Source organism: Stenotrophomonas sp. BIO128-Bstrain (genome assembly GCF_030128875.1).
Lineage (GTDB): Bacteria > Pseudomonadota > Gammaproteobacteria > Xanthomonadales > Xanthomonadaceae > Stenotrophomonas > Stenotrophomonas bentonitica_A.
The window spans coordinates 2835326-2850329 of record NZ_CP124620.1; the positions used below are offsets into that span (position 1 = coordinate 2835326).

At 68.3% G+C, this 15004-nt stretch carries 16 protein-coding genes; 9 read left to right on the forward strand and 7 right to left on the reverse strand.

Translation table 11 applies throughout. The annotated features are described in order from the left end of the window. Nucleotides 1-84 precede the first annotated feature (84 nt). From POS15_RS12795 to POS15_RS12815, 5 genes are all read left to right on the forward strand, one after another. A complete protein-coding gene (locus POS15_RS12795; protein WP_343312257.1) occupies nucleotides 85-723 on the forward strand; it encodes a PepSY-associated TM helix domain-containing protein in 639 nt (212 codons plus the stop codon). Between the two features lie 23 nt (nucleotides 724-746). Further along, nucleotides 747-1265 (forward strand): DUF2271 domain-containing protein, encoded by a 519-nt coding sequence (locus POS15_RS12800; protein ID WP_102789113.1) that lies wholly within the window; start codon nucleotides 747-749, stop codon nucleotides 1263-1265. Nucleotides 1266-1290: 25 nt separating this feature from the next. Then, nucleotides 1291-2097, forward strand: a complete 807-nt coding sequence (locus POS15_RS12805) for a DUF4198 domain-containing protein (RefSeq protein WP_102789114.1) — start codon at nucleotides 1291-1293, stop codon at nucleotides 2095-2097. Between the two features lie 120 nt (nucleotides 2098-2217). Continuing rightward, nucleotides 2218-3198, forward strand: a complete 981-nt coding sequence (locus tag POS15_RS12810; protein WP_284128261.1) for an FAD:protein FMN transferase — start codon at nucleotides 2218-2220, stop codon at nucleotides 3196-3198. Beyond that, on the forward strand, nucleotides 3195-4808 hold the full coding sequence (locus tag POS15_RS12815; RefSeq protein ID WP_284128262.1) for a sulfite reductase subunit alpha: 1614 nt from the start codon (nucleotides 3195-3197) through the stop codon (nucleotides 4806-4808). Before POS15_RS12810 ends, POS15_RS12815 begins: the two co-directional genes overlap by 4 nt. Nucleotides 4809-4824: 16 nt before the next feature. Here POS15_RS12815 and POS15_RS12820 read toward each other — a convergent pair whose 3' ends face one another. From POS15_RS12820 to POS15_RS12835, 4 genes are all read right to left on the reverse strand, one after another. Continuing rightward, nucleotides 4825-5436, reverse strand: coding sequence for a HutD family protein (locus POS15_RS12820; protein ID WP_284128263.1), 612 nt, complete (start codon nucleotides 5434-5436; stop codon nucleotides 4825-4827). A 36-nt stretch (nucleotides 5437-5472) separates the two neighbouring features. Continuing rightward, nucleotides 5473-6180 carry a murein L,D-transpeptidase catalytic domain family protein gene (locus POS15_RS12825; RefSeq protein WP_070426787.1) on the reverse strand — a complete coding sequence of 236 codons (708 nt, stop codon included), beginning with the start codon at nucleotides 6178-6180 and terminating at the stop codon, nucleotides 5473-5475. Nucleotides 6181-6207: 27 nt separating this feature from the next. Beyond that, nucleotides 6208-7269, reverse strand: coding sequence for a L,D-transpeptidase (locus tag POS15_RS12830; protein ID WP_284128264.1), 1062 nt, complete (start codon nucleotides 7267-7269; stop codon nucleotides 6208-6210). 408 nt (nucleotides 7270-7677) lie between these two features. Continuing rightward, nucleotides 7678-7953 (reverse strand): helix-hairpin-helix domain-containing protein, encoded by a 276-nt coding sequence (locus tag POS15_RS12835; protein ID WP_046274067.1) that lies wholly within the window; start codon nucleotides 7951-7953, stop codon nucleotides 7678-7680. A gap of 252 nt (nucleotides 7954-8205) precedes the next feature. On the opposite strand from POS15_RS12835, the gene POS15_RS12840 reads away from it, so the two are divergent. Genes POS15_RS12840 through murU form a run of 4 tightly spaced genes read left to right on the forward strand, consistent with a single transcriptional unit; the run spans nucleotide 8206 to nucleotide 11810 of the window. Next, a complete protein-coding gene (locus POS15_RS12840) occupies nucleotides 8206-9699 on the forward strand; it encodes a M20 family metallopeptidase (RefSeq protein WP_046274066.1) in 1494 nt (497 codons plus the stop codon). A gap of 59 nt (nucleotides 9700-9758) precedes the next feature. Further along, complete coding sequence (locus POS15_RS12845) at nucleotides 9759-10028, forward strand: GlsB/YeaQ/YmgE family stress response membrane protein (protein WP_046274065.1); 270 nt, start codon at nucleotides 9759-9761, stop codon at nucleotides 10026-10028. A 58-nt stretch (nucleotides 10029-10086) separates the two neighbouring features. Continuing rightward, the gene (locus POS15_RS12850) at nucleotides 10087-11112 is read left to right on the forward strand and encodes a phosphotransferase (protein WP_046274064.1); all 1026 of its coding nucleotides are present in this window, start codon (nucleotides 10087-10089) and stop codon (nucleotides 11110-11112) included. Next, nucleotides 11109-11810, forward strand: a complete 702-nt coding sequence (gene murU / locus POS15_RS12855; RefSeq protein ID WP_046274063.1) for an N-acetylmuramate alpha-1-phosphate uridylyltransferase MurU — start codon at nucleotides 11109-11111, stop codon at nucleotides 11808-11810. Before POS15_RS12850 ends, murU begins: the two co-directional genes overlap by 4 nt. Before the next feature lie 106 nt (nucleotides 11811-11916). Here the strand turns inward: murU and hda are convergent, their stop codons facing one another. Genes hda through POS15_RS12870 form a run of 3 tightly spaced genes read right to left on the reverse strand, consistent with a single transcriptional unit; the run spans nucleotide 11917 to nucleotide 14917 of the window. After that, on the reverse strand, nucleotides 11917-12627 hold the full coding sequence (hda, locus tag POS15_RS12860) for a DnaA regulatory inactivator Hda (RefSeq protein WP_046274062.1): 711 nt from the start codon (nucleotides 12625-12627) through the stop codon (nucleotides 11917-11919). Continuing rightward, nucleotides 12624-13796 (reverse strand): AI-2E family transporter, encoded by a 1173-nt coding sequence (locus tag POS15_RS12865; RefSeq protein WP_046274061.1) that lies wholly within the window; start codon nucleotides 13794-13796, stop codon nucleotides 12624-12626. Before POS15_RS12865 ends, hda begins: the two co-directional genes overlap by 4 nt. Then, the gene (locus POS15_RS12870) at nucleotides 13793-14917 is read right to left on the reverse strand and encodes a DUF2066 domain-containing protein (RefSeq protein WP_235319018.1); all 1125 of its coding nucleotides are present in this window, start codon (nucleotides 14915-14917) and stop codon (nucleotides 13793-13795) included. Before POS15_RS12870 ends, POS15_RS12865 begins: the two co-directional genes overlap by 4 nt. Between the last annotated feature and the right edge of the window lie 87 nt (nucleotides 14918-15004).

Below are 15004 nucleotides of genomic sequence, written 5' to 3' on the forward strand. Positions count from 1 at the left end.
GGGACCGCTGCCTTCTTTGTCTACAAATTGCGAATCATTCTCATCAATGGTGTAATTCGCCCCTCAGTACTCTCTCTTCCGACCGTGGCCACCAGCGCTCCCTCTTCCAGCGTGCAACAACAACGCCGCGGCTTCTGGCTGCGCACGCTGCACCAGTGGCACTGGATCAGCTCGGCGGTGTGCCTGATCGGCATGCTGCTGTTCGCCGCGACCGGCATCACCTTGAACCACGCCTCCCGGATCGAAGCCACGCCGGAGGTGGTCAGCCGTCAGCTGGAACTGCCTGCCGACCTGCTCGGCAAGCTGGGCGACCGCGCCGATGGAAAGGCACCGATCCCGCGCGTGGCCAGCCGCTGGCTGGATGCACAGCTCGGCATCTCGATCGGGCGTCGCCCGGCCGAATGGTCCGATGGCGAAATCTATCTCTCCATGCCCAGCCCAGGCGCGGACGCATGGCTGAGCATCGACCGTGAAACGGGCGAGGTGGAGTACGAATCCACCGCGCGTGGCTGGGTGTCCTATTTCAACGATCTGCACAAAGGGCGCAATGCCGGGCCTGCCTGGGGCTGGTTCCTGGATATCTTCGCCGTGGCCTGCCTGGTGTTCTGCATCACCGGCCTGTTCCTGCTGCACCTGCATGCCCGCCAGCGCCGCATGACCTGGCCGCTGGTCGGCCTGGGCCTGCTGATCCCGCTGCTGATCGCCCTGATCCTCATCCACTGACCGTCCCCTTCCGGAGCCGCACCATGCGCGTCACCCTGACCATCGCCCTGAGCGGCCTGCTGGCCACCTCGCCGGCCTATGCCACCACCCTGGACATCAATGTCGAGGTGCCCAAGCTCAACGTGGCCGAATACCACCGCCCCTATGTGGCCGTGTGGCTGGAAGGCGCCGACCAGAAGGTCGCCGCCAACCTGTCGGTCTGGTACCAGCAGACCGGCAACAGCGAGGGCCATGGCACCAAGTGGCTGCCCGACCTGCGCCAGTGGTGGCGCAAGAGCGGCCGCACGCTGGAGGTGCCGGTGGACGGCGTGACCGGTCCGACCCGCCCGGTCGGCAAGCATGCGCTGTCGTTCAACGACAAGCAGCCGGCGCTCAAGGCACTCGCCCCGGGCAACTACACCCTCGTGGTGGAAGCGGTGCGCGAAGTCGGCGGCCGCGAACTGCTCAAGATCCCCTTCACCTGGCCGGTCACGGCCGCACAGACGGGCAAGGCCCAGGGCGCGACCGAACTCGGTCTGGTCACCCTGTCCGCCAAGCCCTGATACCCCATCCACCTGGAGTTTTTCGATGAAGCGCACGCTCGTCCTCGCCGCCGCCATGGCCGCCGCACTTCCGTTCTCCGCCCTGGCCCACAAGGCCTGGCTGCAGCCCTCGCAGACCGTGATCGCGGGCACCAACCCGTGGATCACCGTCGATGCGGCGGTCTCCAACGACCTGTTCTACTTCAACCACGTGCCGCTGCGCCTGGACAACCTGGTCATCACCGCGCCCGACGGCAGCACCGTGCAGCCGCAGAACGCGGCGACCGGCAAGTTCCGCAGCGTGTTCGATGTCGAGCTGACCCAGCAGGGCACCTACCGCCTGGCCACGATCAACAACGGCCTGTCGGCCAGCTGGGAAGAAGACGGCAAGCCCAAGCGCTGGCGCGGCACCCCGGCCACCTTCGCCACCGAAGTCCCGAAAAACGCGAGGAACCTGCAGGTCTCGCAGTCGGTCGGCCGCGTGGAGACCTTCGTCACCAACGGCACCCCGAACGACACCGCGCTCAAGCCGACCAACCAGGGCATCGAGATGATCGCGCTGGCCCACCCGAACGATCTGGTCGCCGGTGAAGCCGCACGCTTCCGCGTGCTGGTCGACGGCAAGCCGGCCGCCGGCCTGGACTTCGAGATCACCCGCGGCGGCACCCGTTACCGCAACGCACAGGAAGAGATCAAGGTCAGTACCGATGCCAAGGGCGAGTTCGCCGTCACCTGGCCGGAAGCGGGCATGTACTGGCTGGAAACCGGCACCGAGGACAGCAAGACCTCGATCAAGGAAGCCAAGAAGCGTCGCCTGAGCTACGTGGCCACGCTGGAAGTGCTGCCGGAGTAACGGCATCCGGCGTGCCGTGCGCGCGCCGTCCTCCCCACCCGCCCCCGCCGACCTGACGGGGGCTTTTCACCCGACGCATTCCGGCCATCGGGCTTACCAAGGCCCGACCTGCCCACCCCCATGACCAATCCGGATTTCGACATCGCCCACCTCGGTGGCCACACCATGGGCACCACCTGGCAGGTAAAACTGGCCGTGGCGCGCACCCGCGACCTGCACCCGTTGCATGCCGGCATCCAGGCGCAGCTCGATGCCATCGTGGCGCAGATGAGCACGTGGGAAGCCGACAGCGATATCGCGCGCTTCAACCGTGCCTCCGCCGGTGAATGGCAGGTGCTGCCGCCGTTGTTCGATACGGTGATGCAGTGTGCGCTGGAGATCGCGCAGCGCAGCGGCGGCGCCTTCGATCCCACCGTGGGCCCGCTGGTGGCGCTGTGGGGGTTCGGGGCGCAGGCGCAGGCCCGGCGGATTCCCGATGCCGACACGCTGGCGGCAACGCGCGCGCGCTGTGGCTGGGAACGCCTGCAGTGGCAGCCCGGTCGCCTGCTGCAACCCGGCGGACTGGCACTGGATCTGTCGGCGATCGCCAAGGGCTTTGGTGTCGATCAGGTCAGCGCGTGGCTGCGCCAGAACGGGGTACACGCCGCATTGGTGGAGGTCGGCGGCGAGCTGCACGGGTTTGGGCACAAGCCCGATGGCCAGCCGTGGCGCGTGCTGGTGGAATCGGCACCGGAGGAAGACGCGCAGGCCACCTACCCGCCACGCGTGCTGGCACTGACGGACCGCGCGGTCGCCACCTCCGGTGATCGCTGGCACCACTTCGAGCAGAGCGGCGAGCAGTTCAGCCACACGCTGGATCCGCGCATCGGTGCGCCGGTCACGCGCGCTGCGGCGGCCGTCACCGTGGTTGCCGACAGCGCCATGCAGGCCGACGCCTGGGCCACGGCGCTGACCGTGATGGGCAGGGACGAGGGCATGGCATTTGCGCGCACCCATGCGCTGGCCGCACGCTTTGTCGGCCGTGGCGCGCACGGTAGCGAGGAATCCATGAGTCCTGCATTCGAGCAGTTGCTTGCCGACGATCGCGTGGGCGCGGCATGAGCCTGCGCCCCTCGCGTGCGTGGTTGGGCAACCTGATGGTGATGGTGCTGCTGGGCGTCATTGCCTGGGCGCTGCTGCGCCTGCATCTGGGCGACGCCTGGTGGCCAGCCGCACCGTTGGCCGCGCACTGGCGCTGGGCAGCGGGCAGCCTGGTGCTCTATGCCGCGTTCTGCACCCTGATCTGGTGGCGTGGACGACCGCGGCAGGCGCGCGTGGCCGACAACGGACCCGCACCGATCCTGCTGGTCTGGGCCAGCCAGACCGGCTTCGCACAGCAGCTGTGCGACCGCAGCGCAGAGGCATTGCGCGCTGCCGGGCTGCCAGTGCGCATCCGTGCGCTGCATGCGGTGACGGCCGAGCTTTTGCAGCGCAGCGCGCAGGTGCTGTTCGTGGTCAGCACCACCGGCGAGGGCGATGCACCGGATCATGCCCTGCCCTTCCTGCGCAAGGTGATGCCGCAGGCGCCCGCACTGCCCCACCTGCAGTACGGCGTGCTGGCCCTGGGCGATCGCAGCTATGGCCATTTCTGCGCCTTCGGCCACCAGCTCGACGCGTGGCTGCGCCAGCGTGGTGCGCACCCGCTGTTCGACACGGTTGAAGTGGACAATGCCGATCCCGGTGCGCTGCGCCACTGGCAGCAGCTGCTCGGCCAGCTCGGCGGCGAAGCCACCGACCTGCCGGACTGGACGCCGGCCGAGTATCTGCCCTGGCAACTGCAGGCGCGGCATCTGGAAAATCCGGGCAGCCCGGGCGCACCGACCTACCGGATCACCCTGGTGCCTGCCGATGGCACCCTGCCGGTCTGGCAGGCCGGCGACGTGGTCGAGATCGGGCCGCAGCATGCACCGGCGGACGTCGAAGCCTGGCTGCGCAAGACGCCGTGGGCGGGCGACACATTCATCGATGGGCAGACGCTGCGTGCGCACCTTTCGCACGCGCATCTGCCCGGTGCAGAGGAGATGGCGGCGCTTGCCGATCCAGATGCCGTGGTCGCCGCGTTGCGTCCCCTGCCGCACCGGGAATACTCCATCGCCACCCTGCCCGCCGAAGGCCAGGTGCAGCTGCTGCTGCGCCGCCAGCTGCGGCCCGATGGCACGCCGGGCCTGGGCAGTGGCTGGCTGTGCGATCACGCTGCGCTCGATGGGCGCATCGATCTGCGCTTCCGCAGCAACCCCAACTTCCATGGTGTGGCGGCGGCAACGCCGCTGATCCTGATCGGCAACGGCACCGGCATCGCCGGCCTGCGCGCGCACCTGCGCGAGCGGATCAGCGCCGGCGCGCGCCGCAACTGGCTGCTGTTCGGCGAGCGTACGGCCGCGCACGATTTCTTCTTCGGCGACGACCTGCGCGCCTGGCAGCGCGACGGCTGGATCGCACGGCTGGATACGGTGTTCAGTCGCGACGGTGGTGAGCATCACTACGTGCAGGACCGGCTGCAGGCGCAGATCCACACGCTGCAGCAGTGGGTGCACGACGGTGCCACGATCCTGGTCTGCGGCAGCCTGCAGGGCATGGCACCGGCGGTGGATGCGGTGATCGAGCAGGCGCTGGGCCGCGACGGTAAAGAAGCGCTGATCGTGGCCGGGCGCTACCGGCGCGACGTGTACTGAGAAGTGCCTCCAGGCCTCAGGCGTTGCGGCCCACCGCACTCACGCGGATCGCCAGCAACTCGCCGCCGCCGTGCAACGCAAACCGGCGGCGCTCGCCGGCAGCCAACCAGGCGGTATCACCGGCGGCCAGCGGTGCCAACAACGGCTCCCCGTCAAATTCGGCCTGGCCGGCCAGCAGATGGATCGCCCAGGCCGCCTCGGGTTCGGTGAAAAAGAACATGCTGCCGACCAATGGCCGATGCAGCAGCTCGGCCTGGACCGCATCGCGCCGCCACATCAGATTGAAATCGTGGGTCACCCCGTCGACCAGTTCGCCGGTCACCTGCGCTTCGCCGGCAAACCGCAGCCGGTCGTGCGGCGGCATCAGCGTGTGCAGCGCGCCATCGTCGAAACGCAAGCGCAGGCCCTCGCCACGCAGCAGCACCAGTTCGCGCTCGATGCCCGGAAACGCCGAGAACGCGGCGTCCTGCTCGATCTCGGCGATCGACAGGCGCACCTGCCAATCGTCGTTGTCGGGCACGCGCAGGATTTCGCGGGTCCAGCCCAGGCCATTGCGCCAGCGTTCGCGGCGGTACTCGAAAGCGGGAATGACGCGGCTGGCCGCGCTCAGGACGGTATCGGGGGACATGGCCCTAGTGTGCCTGAGCCGAGGTGGGCAGTCCTGTCAGGACATACCGCCGCAATCGGGTTCCAGCAGCCGCGAACGCGCCAGCCAGTCCTTGTCCGGGTAGTACGCGAACACCATCGTGCCGCCGCGCAGGCTGTCGATCAGCGGCCGCGCCACCGACAACCGCACCGCCGGGCAGCCCAGGCTGCGGCCCAGGCGACCCTGCAGCCGTGCGATCGCCGGGTTCACGTACGGCGCGCCGTGGATGACGATCGCGCGGTCGCGGGCATGGTCGTTGAAGCCGGGTTCCAGCCCTTCCAGCCGCAGCGAATAGCCGTTGCCGCCCATATAGGTTTCCTTGGCCGTGAACGCGCCGAGGCTGGACATGAAGCTGCCGTCCTTGTTGGAGAAATGCTGGGTGCGGTTGTCACCGCTGTTGCGCCCATGCGCAACCCACTCCTCGAACAGCAGCCGCTGGCGGGTCAGATCGAAAATCCACATGCGCGGTTCGGTCGACGGCCGCGAGTAATCGATCACGCTCAACTTGCCCGGGTCGACGCCGAGCTCCGGCCGGCGCAACGCACAGCGCATCGCGCGCGCCGCCAGCTGCAGCACGTGCTTGTCCGCCGCAGGGGCGGCCTTGGCCAGCATCTCGGCCATCTGCACCGGGCTGCCGGTCGGCGCCGGCGCAGGGCTGGCCGCGCCCGCCGTGGCGGACGCGATCAGGCCACAGAACGCAGCAGGCAGCAATTTCACAACGGGCATGGGCAGCTCACCAGGCGGAGGCAACCCTTACAAAGTGGACCCACCGGCGTCGGATTCCAAGACAGGCTGCAGGTTCTGTTCATCGGCCACCGGGCGTACCGCCGGCAGGCTGGTCACCAGCAGCGTGGTGCCGGGCACCAGCACGCTGTACAGCTGTTCGGCGAATTCCGGCGGCAGCGCCATCGGCAGGCTGGGCGTGGCGAGCAGGTCCGGGGTCGCATTGGCGGCGGTCTGGCCCAGCAGCGGATACGCGGTCCAGCGGTGCAGCGGGCGGTGCGGATCCAGCGGGCTGGGGTTGTCCTGGTAGCCCTGGCCCATCACGAACAGGGTGGTCCCCTCGAAGGCCGGCAGCGCCTTGGCTTCCAGCCGCGACTCGCCGATCAGCACGCCATCGCGCAGCACGTACAGGCGCTGGTCGTGCAGGCTGACCAGGATGCCGACCTGGCCGGCCGGTGCGGCCGCATCGTTCCAGTAGTGCGCGGGTGCGTCGGTGCTCTCCACCAACGGCTTGCCGGTGCTGCTGACCGGGGCCAGCACGGCCGGATAGGCCAGCGTCATCGGCGCGCTCTTGGCATCGGCCACCACCACGGTATCGCCGCGATGGGTCTCGCCGAACAGCTTCTGCGCGAACGCCTGCGGCAACCGCACGCAGCCGTGCGAAGCCGGATGCCCGGGCAGGCTGCCGCCGTGCAGCGCGATGCCGTCCCAGGTCAGGCGCTGCATGTATGGCATCGGCGCGCTGTTGTAGAGGTTGGACTTGTGGTCCTTGTCCTTCTGCAGGATCGTGAACACACCGGTCGGGGTTTCGTGCCCGGCCTTGCCCGAGCTGATCGTGCTCATGCCGATCGCGATGCCGCTGCGGTACACGTAAGCGCGCTGCTCATCGAGGCTGACCACCAGCACGATCGGGCCGGACGGGGAGATCTCCGGATGCCAGAGGAACTCGCCGGGCTTGAGATCGGTGGGGCCGCGCGGGGCCTCGGTCGTCCTGCTGGCCGTCGGCGCAGTGTTGGCGGCCGTGGCGGGAAGCATCCCGGTCGCCAACAGCGTTCCGAGCGCCAGACTCAACAGCGTGCTGCGTACTGCCATGTCGTGCATCCATTCGAAGAGATGCCGCCACGCTACACGAAGTGCCGCCAAGCGTTCGCGAAAACCACGGGCGGCCACGCGTCGTATTTCGTTCGCCCCAAACAGTAATTGCCCGGCCACACCTCCGTGTGCAGACCGGGCAATCGATACATCCTTGTCGGCATCCCGCCTTCCCCCTGTGCGTCCTGCGCAGTCTGGGTGCCGGCCATGCTCCGTGCACTCGGCCGTATATGCTTCCGCCATCTCAGCCCTTCCCGGGGTCTGGATGCCACCGTCCTGGTGGGTCCGCGCCGCTCCTTCCGCGCCGCCTCCGTGCGTGCCGCCTCCCTGCAGCGGTCGGTGCCACCGCGGCATCCTGCCGTGGCAGCCAGTGACCGGCGTCCTGCCCGTCCCGACGTGTCCTGTTGTTCAGCGCCTTGGTACGGTGGCCGGCGCTGCCCTCCTGGGCGGTGCCTGGACCGGCGCCTGCCTGGCCCCGGTGGTCATCCGTTGTCGATTCCGTTCGACGGTAGCTGTCCCTATCCCCTTCACCCGCGCCAGATCCTCGACGCGTTCAAAAGGGCCGTGTTGTCGCCGGTATGCGACGATCGCTTCGGCCTTCATCGGGCCCACGTTCGCCAATCCCTGCTGCAGCGTCGACGCATCCGCCGTATTGATGTTGATCCGATCGGCCGCGAAGGCCATTCCGCTCAACAGCAGTCCCAGCACCAGCGCCCTGCACGAAAACCAAGGTCCCACTGTGTAGCTCCGTGTGGCTCGGAACCGGCCCCTGCCGGCAATCCTGTCGAAGGTTCCAGCGTCCCTCGCCACATACACACAGCCTATCGTCCACGGCGCCTTCACACAGCAGGCGTAACACCCGACGTGATGTAGGGAAATACCTACCCCAGCGCAGGCGTAGAATGGACGGACTTGTCAAAGCATTCCGGAGTTCAGATGGACAGCGCCAAGCTCGGCCAATTCGTCAGTGAAAAGTGGGACAACGAGATCGTCCCGCAATTGGTCGATTACATCCGTATCCCCAACAAATCGCCGATGTTCGACGCCGATTGGGTCGCCAACGGCTACATGGAACAGGCCGTCACCCTGATGGAAACCTGGGCCAAGGCCCAGAACCTGCCCGGCCTGACCGTCGAGGTCGTGCGCCTGGAAGGCCGCACCCCGCTGCTGCTGCTGGAAATCCCGGCCTCCGGCGCCGAGACCGGCGACGACACCATCCTGCTGTACGGCCATCTGGACAAGCAGCCGGAAATGACCGGCTGGGACGATGACCTGGGCCCGTGGATCCCGGTGCTGCGCGGCGACAAGCTGTACGGCCGCGGCGGCGCCGATGACGGCTACGCGATGTTCGGTTCGCTGGCCGCCGTGCTGGCGCTGCAGGAACAAGGCCTGCCGCACGCGCGCTGCGTGATCCTGATCGAAGCCTGCGAAGAATCCGGCAGCTACGACCTGCCCGCCTACGTTGATCACCTGGCCGAGCGCATCGGCAAGCCGTCGCTGGTGGTGTGCCTGGATTCGGGCTGCGCCAACTACGACCAGCTGTGGTGCACCACCTCGCTGCGCGGCCTGACCGGCGGCAACTTCTCGGTCAAGGTGCTCAACGAAGGCGTGCATTCCGGCGATGCCTCCGGCGTGATCCCGTCCAGCTTCCGCCTGCTGCGCCAGCTGATCTCGCGCATCGAGGACGAGAACACCGGCCGCATCCTGATCGACGGCATGAATGTCGAGATCCCGGTCGAGCGCCAGGAACAGGCCAAGCGCGCCGCTGAAGTGGTGGACACCGCCATCTTCGAGAAATTCCCGATGGTCGACGGCCTGCGCCCGATGAACGATGACCTGGCCGAACTGGTGCTCAACCGCACCTGGCGGCCGGCGCTGTCGGTCACCGGTGTGGACGGCCTGCCGCCGCTGGCCTCGGCCGGCAACGTGCTGCGCCCGCATACCGCGGTGAAGCTGTCGCTGCGCCTGCCCCCGACCGCCGACGGCAAGGCCTGCGGCGAGCTGCTCAAGGAAGCGCTGCTGCGCGATCCGCCGAATGGCGCCGAAGTGAAGCTGGACCTAGAGAAGGCCTCCAGCGGCTGGAACGCCCCGGCCATGGCGCCGTGGCTGACCCAGGCGATCGACGATGCCAGCCAGACCTTCTTCGGCAAGCCGGCGATGTACATGGGCGAAGGCGGCTCGATCCCGTTCATGGGCATGCTCGGCGAGAAGTTCCCGGGCGCGCAGTTCATGATCACCGGCGTGCTCGGCCCGCACTCCAACGCACACGGCCCGAACGAGTTCCTGCACATCCCGATGGGCAAGCGCGTGACCTCGTGCGTGTCCAAGGTGATCAGCGAGCATTACGCGGCCAGCCTGCGTGGCGAGACCAGCGGTTCGCCGGTCGCCGCCGACAGCGGTACCCGTCACGGCGGCCACGGCTGCTGCTGACGTTGGCGGACGCAGCCCGGCCTTGCTAGGCTGCGTCCACCTCTACTGACGCATTTGGCATGAACGGACTGTTTGGCAGCACCAGCTGGCTCTACATCATCCTGGTCGGCTTCGTCGTCGGTCTGCTCGGGCGTTTCTTCATGCCGGGCAACAACCGCATGGGCTGCCTGCTGACCATCGTGCTCGGCATCGTCGGCGCCCTGCTGGCCGGCTGGTTCGGCCAGTACATGGGCTGGTATGCCCGCGGCGAGCCGGCCGGTTTCATCGGCGCGATCCTGGGTGCGATCGCGGTCCTGGCCGTGCTCCGGCTGTTCAGCAGCAAGCGCTGAGCATCGCCCTCTTCTTTCTTCCCGCGCGCCGTCCGGCGCCGCTTCGACGTACCCGTCCATGAACGATCCCGCTTCCGATCCGCTGCGCGCCGAACACCGCCGGCAGTGGACCTGTGCCGCCCTCGGCGACCCGGCCACTGCGCTTGACCGTGCGTCGGTCGATGCCGGTTTCCGCAGCTACTGGCGCGCCACCAGCGCGCGCGGCAGCCACATCGTGATGGACTCCCCGCCCGGGCTGGAGGATGTGCGCCCGTGGCTGCGCATGCACGACCTGCTCGAGCCCAACGGCGTGCGCGTGCCGCAGGTCCTGGCGCGCGATGAGGACAACGGCTTCCTGCTGCTGGAAGACCTGGGCGGCCCGACCCTGGCGCGCCATATCGACAATGACAACGCCGATGCCTGGTTCGATGCCGCCTTCGCGCAGCTGATCCGGCTGCAGTCGATCCCCGTGCCCGAGGGCATGGGCAGCTTCGGCGAGGCGCTGCTGCAGCGCGATGCCGGGCTGTTCGACGACTGGTTCCTGCAACGTCACCTCGGCCTGGAACTGGACTGCGGCGAGATCGAGAACCTGCAGCGCATGCACCGCCTGCTGATGGACAACGCCCTGCAGCAGCCGCAGGTGCTGACCCACCGCGATTTCATGCCGCGCAACCTGATGCCGATCGACGGGGGGCCGGCGGTGCTGGATTTCCAGGACCTGGTGCGCGGACCGATCGCCTACGACCCGGTCAGCCTGTTCAAGGATGCGTTCCTGAGCTGGCCGATCGAACGCGTGGACGCCTGGCTGGCGCGTTATCACGCACTCGCCCTGGCCGCCGGCCTGCCGGTGCGGCCGTGGCCGGAGTTCCTGCGCGACGCCGACTGGATGGGCGTGCAGCGCCACCTGAAGATCCTCGGCCTGTTCGTGCGCCTGCGCGACCGCGATGGCAAAGGTCACTACTTCGAGGATGCACCACGCTTCATCGGCTATCTGGATGAAGTGCTGCCGCGCCATCCGCAGCTCGCACCCCTGCTCGATCTGTTCGAACTGCGGATCAAACCGGCGCTGGCCCGCATCGCCGAACCCGTGCTGGCGCGCCCATGAAGGCCATGATCTTCTCGGCCGGCAAAGGCGAGCGCATGCGTCCGCTGACCCTGCACACGCCCAAGCCATTGCTGGTGGCCGGTGGCAAACCGCTGATCGTGTGGCACCTGGAGCGGCTTGCCGCGGCCGGGATCAATGAGGTGGTGATCAACACCGCGTGGCTGGGTGACCAGTTCGCACCCGCGCTGGGCGACGGTGCGCGCTGGGGGCTGCGCCTGCACTTCATCGATGAGGGCGTCGTGCCGCTGGAAACCGGTGGTGGCATCCTCAATGCACTGCCGATCCTCGGCGAGGCACCGTTCCTGGTGATCAACGGCGATGTGTGGACGGATATGGAGGTCGCCACGTTGCCGCGCACGCCTGCCGGCGATGCGCATCTGGTGCTGGTCGACAATCCCGCGCAGCACCCGCGCGGTGATTTCATCCTGCACGACGATGGCCACGTCAGCGATGACGGCGACAGCGCGCGGCTCACCTACGCCGGTATCGGCGTGTACCGCCCGGCGATCCTCGACGGCTGGCGGGCGGTGATCGGCGACACCACCGGGGCCGGCGCGACACCGCCGCAATTCAGCCTCGTGCCCCTTTTGCGCCATGCGATGGCGCAGGGCCGTGTGACCGGCCAGCACCATCGCGGCCGATGGACCGATGTGGGCACGCCGGAACGGTTGGCGCAGCTGGATGCGCAGCTGCGCTGACGGCACGGGCAAAACCGCGCCCCCCCGGTCAATCCGGTGGTAGAGCCGACCGTTGGTCGGCTGCTCTACGCCCGAGCCCACCAGAGCAGCCGACCAACGGTCGGCTCTACAGGCGGTGTGGGCCGTCTTCAAGGACCTGGCGCAGGAACGGTACGGTGATGCGGCGCTGCGCCGCCAGCGATTCGCGGTCCAGCCAGTCCAGCAGGCTGACCAGGCTGCCCAGCTCGCGGCCGGTACGGGTCAGCAACCATTCGATGGCGGCCTCGTCGATGGCCAGGCCACGTCGCGCCGCGCGTTCGCGCAACACCGCCGCACGGCCTTCGTCGTCCAGCGGCTGCAGCACCACGCGCACGCACTGCTGCAGGCGTGAGCGCAGGTCTGGCAGCACCAGCCCCAGCTGGTCCGGGGCGTGCTGCGCGGTGTACAGCAGGGTGATCCCCGCGGCGCGCGCACGGTTGTGGAAATCAAACAGCGCCACTTCATCTTCGCGCTGCCCGGCTACGGCGTCGAGCCCGTCCAGCGCGACCAGGTCGCGCCCCTCCAGCGATTCCAGCGCGGCGCGGGTGCGTCCGACCACCGCCTTCAGCGGCAGGTACGTCGGCTGGCGGCCGGCCTGTTCGGCCAGCGAACACATCGCCAGCGCCTGGTGGGTCTTGCCGGTGCCCGGCGCGCCTTCGAGGTAGACCCAGTCGTGCGCCGCGCCCACGGCGATGGCGCGCAGCTGCGCCAGTGCGCCATCCGGCGCGCCGATGAAGGTCTCCAGCCGCTCGTCCTGCGGGTAGCGCAGGGCAAGCGGCAACTGCGGCACGACACTCACTGCGCGTCCGGCCCCTTCGGGGTGCCTACGATCACGATCTCGGGCTTGTCGACGTAGGCATCGAGCACGATCGCCGACTTCTCACCGGCATACAGATCACTCTGGCGATAACGCTGGTGCGCATAGCGCAGCAGCACGTTGCTGACCGCCGCCACCGGCAGCGCGAGCAGCATGCCCAGGAAGCCGAACAGCTGGCCACCGGCCATCACCGCGAAGATCACCGCCACCGGGTGCAGGCCGATCTTGTCGCCGACGATGCGCGGGGTCAGCACGTAGCTTTCCAGCAGCTGGCCCACGGTGAACACCACGCCGACCAGGATCAGCAGTTTCAGATCGAAGCCCTGCGCCTGCACCAGCGCGGCCACCACGGCCATCACGATGCCGGTGGTCGCGCCCAGGTAGGGAATGAAGCTGATCAGGCCGGCCACCAGCCCGATCAACAGGCCCAGCTTCAGGCCGACCAGCGACAGGCCCGCGGCGTACACCACGCCCAGCGCGATCATCACCAGGAACTGGCCGCGGATGAATGCCCCCAGCACCTCGTCCGACTCACGCGCCAGGTTGGTGATGGTGCCGACGTGGTTGCGCGGAATCATCGAAGCCACGCGCTCGACCAGCTTGTCCCAGTCGCGCAGGAAGTAGAACGCCAGGATCGGCAGCAGCAGGATGTTGACCACCCAGGTGACCATCGTGAAGCCCGAGCGCTGCACGTAACCGAAGAAGGTCTTGGCGAAGCCACCGGCCTGCTGCCAGTGGCTGCGCACCCACTCGATCAGCCGGTCCGGGTCCATCCACTGCATGACCTCCAGCCCGGTCTTCTGCTCGAACCACGGGATGCCTTTTTCCATCAGCCATTGCTGTGCCTGCGGGATCGCCGCCACCAGCGTGGCGACCTGGCGCTCGATCATCGGCACCAGGATCAGCAGCGCGGCGGTGATCAGCAGGATCATCGCGACGAACACCAGCACCACGCCGGTGTTGCGCGAGCGGCCGGTGGCCTCGATCCGGTCGACCAGCGGGTCGCCCAGCCAGGCCAGCGCCAGGGCCAGCACGAAGGGGGTCAGGATCGGGCCGAGCAGCCAGATCACCCAGCCGGCGGCAAGCGCCACCAGCACATACTTCAACCGCCTGAGGAACTGCGCGATTTCCGCTTCGGGGGTAAGGATCATCGCAGGCGGTACTCGTTGCTGGCAGGCGGCGGCAGGGCCGAGGGGTTGGTTTCATCGATCGGCACCGGCAGGGCCAGCGGCGCGGTCGGCGCGATCACGCCGTTGTCGCCCAGCATGCGGTTCAGGCCGGGCAGGCCGGTGGTCAGTTCCAGCGACAGCTCCAGGCGGTCGCCAGAGGCGCGCACCGGGGTGACGTTGCGCACCACCGCGGTCTCGCGCAGGCCGGCAGCCAGGCGCATGTAATCCTCGGCACTGTTCAGGCCCAGCACCACGATCGTGTAGGTCCCGGCGGCACCGGTGGCGGCCCCGGCCTTGGCATAACGGCGAACCAGCGCATCGGCGGCGCCGTCGGCACCACCGGCCATGGCGCGGCGGGCGTCACTGTCCTTGGTGCTCCACTTGTTCAGTTCCTTGCCGCCATCGACGAATACCCAGTCGGCGACCCAGCCACTGCCATCGCGGTAGAGCTTGCCGATCAGCTGCATCGGCGGGGCATAGCGCGCCGAGGCGCGGGCGACGGCGGCCGTATCCTGGCGCCAGATCGCGCCGACCAGCGCCTGCTCGGCCGCGCTGCCCGAGGGCAGGCCCAGCTTGTAGCCGCGTTCGATGGCCCGGTTGAGCAGCGGGCGGGCCGCGTTGGCCTGCTGGACGGTGACCAGGCGCGGGCCGGAGCCATCGTCGATAGCCAGCCAGATCACCGGCTTCGGGCGGGGCTGCGGCCACAGCGGCAGGCCCAGGGCCGAGATCAGCCCGTCGACGTCATCCTCGCGGAAGCGCGCCACCAGGATCGTGCGGTAGCTCGGGGCGCCGCCGGCCGAGGTGCTCTGGTCCTGGCGGTAGTCATAGCTGGCCACGTAATCCTTGGCGTTGCGCAGGGCCTGCATCACCCCGGGGCGGCTCATCACGCTGCGGTCGCCCGAGAGTTTGGCCAGCACATTGCCCAGCGCCCTGGCCAGGGCACCGTTGCGGTCCGAATCGGCCTGGCTGTTGACCGGGACCTCGGCCTCGTAAGCGCCACTGGCGGTGGCCACATCGCCTTCGGTGCGCAGGCCGCTCTGGGCCATCGAGGCCACCGGCAGGCACAGCGCGAGGAACATCATGAAAAAGAGGCTGCGGCGCATCAGGACTTCCATTGAGCGTATCCGGGGGGAATTGTTGCCCGAATAGGGCCTGCGCGCCAACGTGGCCTGTTAAAATCGCGCTTTCAC

Bases quoted from the DNA above. Each gene is read 5' to 3' on its own strand.
- POS15_RS12805 (WP_102789114.1), top strand. From the start codon at position 1,291: ATGAAGCGCACGCTCGTCCTCGCCGCCGCCATGGCCGCCGCACTTCCG.
- POS15_RS12835 (WP_046274067.1), bottom strand. From the start codon at position 7,953: ATGGCCTTCGCGGCCGATCGGATCAACATCAATACGGCGGATGCGTCG.
- murU (WP_046274063.1), top strand. From the start codon at position 11,109: ATGAAGGCCATGATCTTCTCGGCCGGCAAAGGCGAGCGCATGCGTCCG.
- POS15_RS12810 (WP_284128261.1), top strand. From the start codon at position 2,218: ATGACCAATCCGGATTTCGACATCGCCCACCTCGGTGGCCACACCATG.
- POS15_RS12815 (WP_284128262.1), top strand. From the start codon at position 3,195: ATGAGCCTGCGCCCCTCGCGTGCGTGGTTGGGCAACCTGATGGTGATG.
- POS15_RS12865 (WP_046274061.1), bottom strand. From the start codon at position 13,796: ATGATCCTTACCCCCGAAGCGGAAATCGCGCAGTTCCTCAGGCGGTTG.
- POS15_RS12840 (WP_046274066.1), top strand. From the start codon at position 8,206: ATGGACAGCGCCAAGCTCGGCCAATTCGTCAGTGAAAAGTGGGACAAC.
- POS15_RS12825 (WP_070426787.1), bottom strand. From the start codon at position 6,180: ATGCCCGTTGTGAAATTGCTGCCTGCTGCGTTCTGTGGCCTGATCGCG.
- POS15_RS12800 (WP_102789113.1), top strand. From the start codon at position 747: ATGCGCGTCACCCTGACCATCGCCCTGAGCGGCCTGCTGGCCACCTCG.
- POS15_RS12820 (WP_284128263.1), bottom strand. From the start codon at position 5,436: ATGTCCCCCGATACCGTCCTGAGCGCGGCCAGCCGCGTCATTCCCGCT.
- POS15_RS12850 (WP_046274064.1), top strand. From the start codon at position 10,087: ATGAACGATCCCGCTTCCGATCCGCTGCGCGCCGAACACCGCCGGCAG.
- POS15_RS12830 (WP_284128264.1), bottom strand. From the start codon at position 7,269: ATGGCAGTACGCAGCACGCTGTTGAGTCTGGCGCTCGGAACGCTGTTG.
- POS15_RS12845 (WP_046274065.1), top strand. From the start codon at position 9,759: ATGAACGGACTGTTTGGCAGCACCAGCTGGCTCTACATCATCCTGGTC.
- POS15_RS12870 (WP_235319018.1), bottom strand. From the start codon at position 14,917: ATGCGCCGCAGCCTCTTTTTCATGATGTTCCTCGCGCTGTGCCTGCCG.